Source organism: Mucilaginibacter sp., assembly GCF_036383575.1.
Lineage (GTDB): Bacteria > Bacteroidota > Bacteroidia > Sphingobacteriales > Sphingobacteriaceae > Mucilaginibacter.
Genome location: NZ_DASVOB010000809.1, coordinates 1 through 8,170, shown reverse-complemented (window position 1 = coordinate 8,170; position 8,170 = coordinate 1). Strand labels below are relative to the sequence as shown.

Genomic DNA, 8,170 nt, shown 5'->3' with positions numbered 1-8,170 from the left:
ACGCACCCTTACCGTTGTTAACTTTTTCCACAAAAATCAAGGTTATTAACAAAGAAAAAGAAGCAAAAAGAAAGCTTCAACAATAATAACAACCTCTATTATTTTGTTGAAGCTAATCTAAAGGCAATGACATATTTTTATAAGTATTGGTATTATTTGCGAATGAACGTTAACCCCTAAATATTCTTATTCTCGATCATCCTAAAAAACTCGTCGCGATAGGTATCGCCTACGGGAATGATCTTGTCGCCTATCTGGATGCGGCTTCTTTCGATGCTGTCTATTTTATTGAGGGCTACAATGTATGATTTATGTACCCGCACAAAATGCTTTTCGGGTAAGGCATCTTCCATTTTTTTCATGCCTTGTAAGGTGATGATCCGCTCGGCAGAGGTGAAAATACTGATGTAATCTTTTAAGCCTTCAATAAACATGATATCATGCAGGTAAACCTTCTGGATTTTATGCTCGGTTTTCACAAAGATAAAATCGGTCGAAAAATCATCTTGTTGCACAGGTTCGGCCTGTACTACTACCTGCTGTGGTTTGGCTACCACCGGCTGGATAATGCTTTGAGCTTTTTGTACCGATTTAAAGAAACGGTCAAACGCTATGGGCTTCAACAGGTAATCAACTACGTCAAGCTCATAACCTTCGAGCGCGTATTGCGGGTACGCCGTGGTTAAAATAACTTTGGCCTTGCCATTGGCTATTTTCAAAAACTGGATGCCGGTAAGTTCAGGCATCTGCACATCTAAAAATACAAGGTCGGCTTCGGCGGCCTGTACCATGGTGAGCGCTTCGATAGGGTTGGTTGTAGCTTTAACCAATTGCAAAAAAGGCATCTTGGATATATAATCTTCCAAAATATGCAGCGCCAAAGGCTCATCGTCAACTACCAAACATCTGATCATAGCGTAAAAATAATGTAATAATGGATATCTTAAATTTTTTAATGTGCTGTTTTGTTATAGCGGTGTCAATTCAACCGATTTATACCAGATCTCGGCCCCTTCCGATTGTAACAGGATGCGCCCATGTGATAACGATGCTACTCCCCAGTTTACCCGATGCCCGTTAACATAATGCTCAACCTGGTTGCCGTTGCAAATAATTTCGATGGTGTTCCACTCGCCGCGCGGGTTTTCAAAATTTGCGGTGCGGTAAACACGCTGCTGGTCCCACTCAATGGCCGATTTATTAGGCGTAACAACGCTGGTATGCTGTACGCACCAAATATCCCCGCAGTCGCCCTCCTGGATCTGGCACTCTATCGACCGTGGCCATACCACATCTTTATCCCCCTCGCCAAAATGGTACAAAATACCTGCGTCGCGCGCTCCCTTTTCGCGCGGGTGGTATTGTTTGGTCCCCCATTTAAATACCACTTTAAGGTAATAGTTATCGTACGATTTTTGGGTAGCCATATAGCCAAAGTATTTGCCCATTACATGCACCATGCCGTTTTCAATGGCGAAGTTATTATGGATATCATTGTCCTTGCCCAGGGTATCCAGGTAAGTATACCAGCCTTTTTTATCCTTACCATTCAACAGTTTCTGCACGCCAAGTTCCCTGATCCAGATATTGCGGAACGATACCGGGAACTCATGCTCCTGTAATAACAGCGGCAGCGCAAAGGCATGTTTTTGATATTTAGGCTGACCAACATGCGCCACCGTGCCTTTTATAGCTACATGGTTTTGTACCAGTACGCCGTTATGCAGTACTGTTATATAGGCCGGTGTTTTAACCGAACTGTCGATATTAAAACGCGGAGCGGTATAAAGGATATCATACTTTTGCCACTCGCCCGGTTTAAGCGAGGCGTTTACTTGCGGTACATATTGTTTGTAAATGGAACCGGCCTGCCCGTTTGAGTAGGTTCGGTTTTTATAGCTGTCGAGGATCTGCAGTTCGTAGCGGCTTTGCATAATTACTCCGCTATTGCCGCGTTCCTGGCCTTCGCCTTTAACAATGGCCGGGGTGCGCCATTCAATATGCAGCTGGCAATCGGCAAAGTTTTGTTTTGTGATGATGGAACCGCTGCCGGGCTTAACGGTTACAATGCCATCCTTTACTATCCAACCCGGTTTGTTACCTTTCTGATCTGTCCATTTATCCAGGTTTTTGCCATCAAACAAAATGATGGCGTCAGATGGAGCTTTGTTGCCAACACCTGGTAAAACCAATTCAGGTTCCGGGTCCCAAACTTCGGTTGCCTTAGGATCGGTTTGTGCAAATACCGGAATGGCCAATGCTGCTAAAAACAGGGCGGAGAGCAATTTTTTCAGATAGGTCATGGTTATAATGGGTTATAACTATAAATCTATTGATAATTCGCAGGTGTAGGTATATTCTTCGTCTCTAATGTTTAAAGAATACCTGTTGGGGTAAAGGAGGTCGAGTCGCCGCTGTACGTTGATCAGCCCAATACCCCCAACTGCATCACGGTTATTGTTATGCTTTTTGTTTTGGATGTAGAAATGCAGTTTGCCGTCCGCTACGTTAATAAGTAGTTTTATAGGCGAGTTGATATCATTGGCAACGCCATGCTTAAAAGCGTTTTCAATAAAAGCGATCAGCAGTAATGGCTCTATTTTTTGATCGGTTATATTACCATCTACCTTAAAATCAATAAAAGCTTTGCTGCCAAAACGGATCTTTTGCAGGTCGATATAGTTTTGCAGGTACTGAAGTTCTTTATCAAGATCTACTTTATTGTCATTACACTCATACAGCATGTACCGCATAATTTCCGAAAGCTTTAAAATAGCCTCAGGCGTAGTTTCAGAACGCTGATAGGCAAGGGAATAAATGCTGTTTAAAGAGTTAAATAAAAAATGCGGGTTGATCTGCGATTTCAGAAAAGCCAGCTCGGCGATGAGGCGCTGGTTTTCCAGGTCGCGCTGGATCCGTTCATTCAGGAACCAGTCAGTACTGAATTTTAACGCCGTACTCAGGAATACAAATATCAGGCTGGTAAAAATACTGCTGTAAAAATAGGTAGTGAAACCGGTTACGTGGCCCTTTTGATGAACCAGTACAATCTCCTTAAATATAAGCCCAACGCCGTATTTACCTATGCCATATACTATTATGCTTACCAATACAACCGTAGCATATTCCCAATAGCGTTTTTTATTCAAAAAATTAGGTATGTAAACCAGGTAGTTAAGGTAAAACAGACTGATGTTAATGGTAGGATAAAGCAGAAAGATTACCAGTAACTCCTTGGTACTGAGCATTGCATCGTTAAGCCTTGCCAAAAAAACAAAAAAGGATATAATGGCCGCCCAAAAAAAGAGGTGCCAAAAAATTATCCATGCAGTTTTGATGCCTGTTCTGGATTTCGGTAATGGTAATGAAGCCTCCATTCGCTGTTTTTAAATCCCTTTTTTATTTATGGGTGTGGCATCTAATTTAATATTTTGATAATGATATCGGCCTGTTATTTATATATAGCAGCCCTTTTCTTCGATGAACTGGCTTTTATTATCGATGAACCGGTTAAAAGGTGTAGAAAACCGTTCATCTATAAACAAAGTGTGTTGGTCTAAATGATTTTAGCAGGTTATTTTTTTGATATTCCTTTGTTGTATAAAATCACCACTCACAATGAAAACGCTTATCAAAAATTCAAATCCTTTTATCATGTTATTGATCCCGGTAATGTTTGCCCTTATTTTGGGTGTAACTTACCAGTTCGAGCAAAAAAAGGAAACAGCAATAATTGGCCGCACAGCAGTACATGCTACCTCATTGTTTCACAAAGGTTTTGTAATGGTTAAAACCGTTTGCTCAATAGCAAAAAATAATATATGGTAATCAGTACCGAAGGCCTTTCCTTCACCTTTGGTAAGCAGCAGGTAGTTAAATCACTGGCGCTGCAAGTTCCGGAAGGAAGCATATATGGTTTTCTCGGTCCCAATGGTGCCGGGAAAACCACTACCATCAAACTCCTCCTCAACCTGCTTAAACCCGATGCAGGTAACATCAATATTTTTGAGCAGGATATCAAAACAAACCGCATCAGCATACTTTCACAAATAGGGTCGCTTATTGAGCAGCCTGCTTTATACCAGCATTTAACCGGAAGGGAAAACTTATTGAACAGGGCCTTATTGCTACAGGTGCCTGCAAAGCGCGTTGAAGACATGCTTGACCTGGTGCAGCTAAGCAACGCTGCCAATAAAAAAGCCGGGCAATATTCATTAGGGATGAAACAACGCCTCGGCATTGCGCTGGCCCTGCTGGCCGATCCCAAACTTTTAATTTTAGATGAGCCCACCAACGGCCTCGATCCAAACGGCATTATCGAGGTGCGCGAGTTATTGAAGAAATTGGTTTCCCAACACGGTAAAACCGTATTTATATCCAGCCACCTGTTGGCCGAAATAGAACGGATGGCAACCCATGTAGGCATTATTAACAACGGTGCTATGCTTTTTCAGGGCAGCATTGCCGATCTGCAGGCCATTAGTAAACCGCTTGTACGCGTTGAAGCCGAGAATACAGTTGATGCCGCCAACCTGCTAACCCGTAATCACGTTAATGTTACCGAAGTAACCGACGATCATTTATTGGTGCCCTACATCTCCAAACAACAAATGGGCGAGATCAATGCCTTGCTTAACAAAAACGCGCAAACGGTTTATAGCATCAGCAAGCAACAAAAAGACCTCGAAAAATTATTTTTAGATATAACCCAAAGCGCCTAAGCCATGAAAGGATTTATACTGTCATTCCGTTCGGAGTTTTACAAAAGCCGTAAAACGCTGGGCTTTTGGGCTTCCATTATATTACCAATGCTTATCGGTGTTTTGCTGTTCACCGGCTTTTATGTAAAAAGTGAACGGTTGGTTTCATTGCCGCCGATGGTGCTTTGGCTGCAATTTGCCGGTGCTATTCTGGGCATTATGGGCTCGCTTATATTGCCGATGTATATCATTTTTATTGCCTATTCGGTAAACAGTATCGAACACCGGGCCGATACCTGGAAAACATTGTTTAACCTGCCTATTCCCCGCTGGTCGGTTTATGCAGCTAAATATTTTTATGCGGTATTCCTTGTGTTTTTATGTTTAAGCCTGTTTGTCCTGTTCACTATAGGTTTTGGCAATTTGCTGAGCATAGTTAAACCCGAACTTCGGTTTGATAACTTCCATATGGAAAGTGAACTGGCGCAGATCTATTTCAAGCTGTTTTTATCATCATTAGGCATCCTCTCTATCCAGTTTTTGCTCAGCTTACTTTGGGCCGATTTTTTGAAGCCGATGGGGATTGGTTTTATATGTACTATAGCAGGTGTGGTGGCAGCCTCAAAAGGCTGGGAGTATAGTTATTTATATCCATATGCTCATCCCATGGAGGCTATCAGCAGTATGTTAAAAAATAATCACGGTGATCCCTCTAATAGGTTACAGATAGATGTTTTTACCAAAGATGTATCTGTGAGCCTTATTATTGCCCTGGTTGTATTTGTTGCCGGGTATTTTATTGTGCAGCGTAAGAGTGTGAAGTAGGTTATTTAGTAATTAGAGGTTAGAGACTGGAGATTAGTTAACCGCACTTTTTCTTGGGGATATTGTAAGCAAGTGTAAGAGTAAAAAAACTAATCTCCAGTCTCTAACCTCCAATCTCTGACTATCTACCTCACCGGCTTAGGAAACACCGGTAAACTCTCATGTCCCTCCGCATCAACCGACTGCACCGCGAAAAAATAATTATCCTTTGAATAATTCAACGTGGCTGTGGTATCCGTAACATAAAACTTCTTTTCCCAATAAGGACTGATGGTTTCGCGCATTAGCACATAATAACCGGCTGGTTTTTTACCCGTAGCCGGAGCTTCCCATTTCAGTTTGGTTTTGTTGGTTAGATCACTTGTTATTATACCAACGTTTTGAGGCTCGGCAGGGGCCGAAGCAAGGTTGGCCAATACCGAAAGGTTCATCCGGGCTACTTTTTGTACATAATTAAAATCGACAAAATCAGGCAGGTCGCCGTATTCAATACCGTTTTCGGTACGGATGTTCTGATGCTGACGATTAAAGTTCTCGTTCATTTCAGTAAACCTTACTGCCGTAAAGCCCTGCTCTAAAAATGGCAGATGGTCGCCGCCGCGGAGGTAACGGTCGCGCCGGTAAATGAGCTTCACATCCAATTGATCGACATAGCGCTCCCCGATTTCTTTGGTGTACCGCGCCAGCTGCCTCGACGGACTATCATTTTCGCCTCCTAATGACTTCAAAGTTGCTACCTGTTTATCCGTAGCGGCCGTAGGTACACCATCGCTGAAAACACGCACGCTGCGATTGTCCTTCAAATCGGTTTCCATGCCGTAGGTATTGCCTACAATATCATTGTTCAGCATAGCATCCACATTCCAGTTTTCGGCTTTAGCCCGTTTGGCTACATTGGCCGATCCGTATAAACCCTGTTCTTCACCCACCACAGTCATGAAAATAATAGTAGCCGGGAACGGCCTTTTAGCCATCACCCTGGCCAGTTCCATAGAAAGCGCAGTACCAGAAGCATCATCATTGGCACCCGGCTCAACACCGTTTGCATCCATCACGTCATTAATGCGCGAATCGTAATGCCCCGAAACCAGGTACACCCGGATATCATTCGGATCGGTACCTTTTAATATAGCCAGCACATTTTTTAATTTGATAGGTTTATCAACACGCTGACTTTTGGGCTGGGTGAACGTATCAAACTGAACGGTCATTCGTCCGTTTGATTCTGCGGCATATTTCTCCATCTCAGCCTTGATCCAGTTTCGTGCCGCACCGCTGCCTGTGGTTTTACTGGTAGTATCGCTCAGCGTATGCCTGCTTTTAAAGCTTACCAGCTTGCGAATGGTAGCTTCAATATTTTTTGCTGATACCTCATCAACCATTTGTTTAATGCCCGCATCCTGTTTTACGATGGTTTGGGCGGTGGCCGGGAGGGTTAGGATGAGGAGGATGAAGGGGATGAGGTGTTTCATAAAATGATGATGATGTTTTATGTAGAGACGCATCACATGCGTCTATTGAACTATGCATTTTCGGTAGCTTGTCCTGCGGGAGACGCATGTGATGCGTCTCTACGTTAACCGGTTATAAATATAAATTTTCAAATCCATCTTTATTCAAAATCCAATTTCGTGGATTTTTTGAAATGTACTCTTTGATATTTGCGTATTCTTTTTCGTTTCGGATGACCCTGTCATAAAACCTTGGTTGCCAATTAAAATCTATATTATTTTGTTGAGCGTACTGTTTAATCGATCCTTTATAACCGCGTACTACTGACGCAAGATTATTACGTTGCCCTCCTGGTTTGTTAGGCTCCCATGTAATTTTATCGGGTTTATTAAAGAAAAGAATACCATGCAAATGGTCTGGCATTATTACAAATTCATCCAATTCAACGTAAGGGTGGAAATGAGGTATTTGTAACCAGTTATTATGGGCAGCATTTCCCAGCATAGTGGGCTTTAAAAGAGTAGTTTCATTGGCCTCGTTTTCCCAGATCTCACCAAAGGCAGGCAATCGATCTTTGATGCAAATAGTTACAAAATACAATGCATGCGAACCATAATCCCATCCCTGCAAACGGGGCGAGGAGACTCGATATTTATTTTGAAACTTATCTTCCATTTTTGAATGTAGAGACGCATCACATGCGTCTATTGAATTATGCATTTTCGGTAGCTTGTCCTGCGGGAGACGCATGTGATGCGTCTCTACACAAGAATCTTATTCCCCTTCCTCCTCCGCAACAATCCCTAAAATCTCATCGGCCTGTTTAAAATTGCTTTTTACAAAATGACACCAATCGCATTCTTTTTTGCCGCAGCCGGTGCTGAAATTGTGGGCCATGATCTGGGTGTATGTATCCGTGATCTGTTCGGTAACCGTTTCCACATCTTCGGGCGTTATCACAAACTTTTCGCGGTGATATTCCCCGTCGCTTACTGGTTCAACGAAATCAAAAACAGTGCTGATCACCTGCCAGTCGGTAGTACGGTCATGGTCTATTAATATTTTATAAAATACTGCCTGTCGCCAGTAATCACCGCCGTTTGGTGCATCGTTGGTTGGGCGTAATAATTTATCTTTCGCGTTTTTAAGTTTACCGGTTTTGTAATCCACAACGGTGGCCTGCTTGCCGTCAA

General features: G+C 42.7%; 9 protein-coding genes. 3 read left to right on the top strand and 6 right to left on the bottom strand.

Going from position 1 to position 8,170, the window contains the following annotated elements:
- Positions 1-176 precede the first annotated feature (176 nt).
- The 3 genes from VF500_RS28795 to VF500_RS28785 are packed head-to-tail and all read right to left on the bottom strand — an operon-like array spanning position 177 to position 3,248.
- A complete protein-coding gene (locus VF500_RS28795; RefSeq protein ID WP_121223822.1) occupies positions 177-914 on the bottom strand; it encodes a LytR/AlgR family response regulator transcription factor in 738 nt (245 codons plus the stop codon).
- 54 nt (positions 915-968) lie between these two features.
- A complete protein-coding gene (locus VF500_RS28790; RefSeq protein WP_330862957.1) occupies positions 969-2,303 on the bottom strand; it encodes a DUF1080 domain-containing protein in 1,335 nt (444 codons plus the stop codon).
- Positions 2,304-2,321: 18 nt separating this feature from the next.
- A complete protein-coding gene (locus tag VF500_RS28785) occupies positions 2,322-3,248 on the bottom strand; it encodes a sensor histidine kinase (RefSeq protein WP_330862956.1) in 927 nt (308 codons plus the stop codon).
- Between the two features lie 370 nt (positions 3,249-3,618).
- Between VF500_RS28785 and VF500_RS28780 the strand changes: the two genes are divergently transcribed.
- The 3 genes from VF500_RS28780 to VF500_RS28770 are packed head-to-tail and all read left to right on the top strand — an operon-like array spanning position 3,619 to position 5,525.
- Positions 3,619-3,828, top strand: coding sequence for a hypothetical protein (locus VF500_RS28780; RefSeq protein ID WP_330862955.1), 210 nt, complete (start codon positions 3,619-3,621; stop codon positions 3,826-3,828).
- On the top strand, positions 3,822-4,721 hold the full coding sequence (locus VF500_RS28775; RefSeq protein WP_330862954.1) for an ABC transporter ATP-binding protein: 900 nt from the start codon (positions 3,822-3,824) through the stop codon (positions 4,719-4,721). The genes VF500_RS28780 and VF500_RS28775 overlap by 7 nt, the downstream gene beginning before the upstream one ends.
- 3 nt (positions 4,722-4,724) lie before the next feature.
- Positions 4,725-5,525: an ABC transporter permease gene (locus VF500_RS28770; protein ID WP_330862953.1), complete on the top strand. Its 801-nt coding sequence runs from the start codon at positions 4,725-4,727 to the stop codon at positions 5,523-5,525.
- A 125-nt stretch (positions 5,526-5,650) separates the two neighbouring features.
- Here the strand turns inward: VF500_RS28770 and VF500_RS28765 are convergent, their stop codons facing one another.
- The 3 genes from VF500_RS28765 to VF500_RS28755 form a co-directional block, all read right to left on the bottom strand.
- A complete protein-coding gene (locus VF500_RS28765; RefSeq protein WP_330862952.1) occupies positions 5,651-6,997 on the bottom strand; it encodes a M28 family peptidase in 1,347 nt (448 codons plus the stop codon).
- A 112-nt stretch (positions 6,998-7,109) separates the two neighbouring features.
- Positions 7,110-7,652 carry a transposase gene (locus tag VF500_RS28760; RefSeq protein ID WP_330862951.1) on the bottom strand — a complete coding sequence of 181 codons (543 nt, stop codon included), beginning with the start codon at positions 7,650-7,652 and terminating at the stop codon, positions 7,110-7,112.
- 99 nt (positions 7,653-7,751) lie between these two features.
- On the bottom strand, positions 7,752-8,170 hold a 419-nt coding region (locus VF500_RS28755), incomplete at its 5' end, for a PD-(D/E)XK nuclease family protein (protein WP_330862950.1).

What these genes read in the sequence shown, in the direction of transcription:
- VF500_RS28770 (WP_330862953.1), top strand. Translation starts at nt 4,725, where the DNA reads ATGAAAGGATTTATACTGTCATTCCGTTCGGAGTTTTACAAAAGCCGT.
- VF500_RS28795 (WP_121223822.1), bottom strand. Translation starts at nt 914, where the DNA reads ATGATCAGATGTTTGGTAGTTGACGATGAGCCTTTGGCGCTGCATATT.
- VF500_RS28765 (WP_330862952.1), bottom strand. Translation starts at nt 6,997, where the DNA reads ATGAAACACCTCATCCCCTTCATCCTCCTCATCCTAACCCTCCCGGCC.
- VF500_RS28760 (WP_330862951.1), bottom strand. Translation starts at nt 7,652, where the DNA reads ATGGAAGATAAGTTTCAAAATAAATATCGAGTCTCCTCGCCCCGTTTG.
- VF500_RS28775 (WP_330862954.1), top strand. Translation starts at nt 3,822, where the DNA reads ATGGTAATCAGTACCGAAGGCCTTTCCTTCACCTTTGGTAAGCAGCAG.
- VF500_RS28785 (WP_330862956.1), bottom strand. Translation starts at nt 3,248, where the DNA reads ATGCTCAGTACCAAGGAGTTACTGGTAATCTTTCTGCTTTATCCTACC.
- VF500_RS28790 (WP_330862957.1), bottom strand. Translation starts at nt 2,303, where the DNA reads ATGACCTATCTGAAAAAATTGCTCTCCGCCCTGTTTTTAGCAGCATTG.
- VF500_RS28780 (WP_330862955.1), top strand. Translation starts at nt 3,619, where the DNA reads ATGAAAACGCTTATCAAAAATTCAAATCCTTTTATCATGTTATTGATC.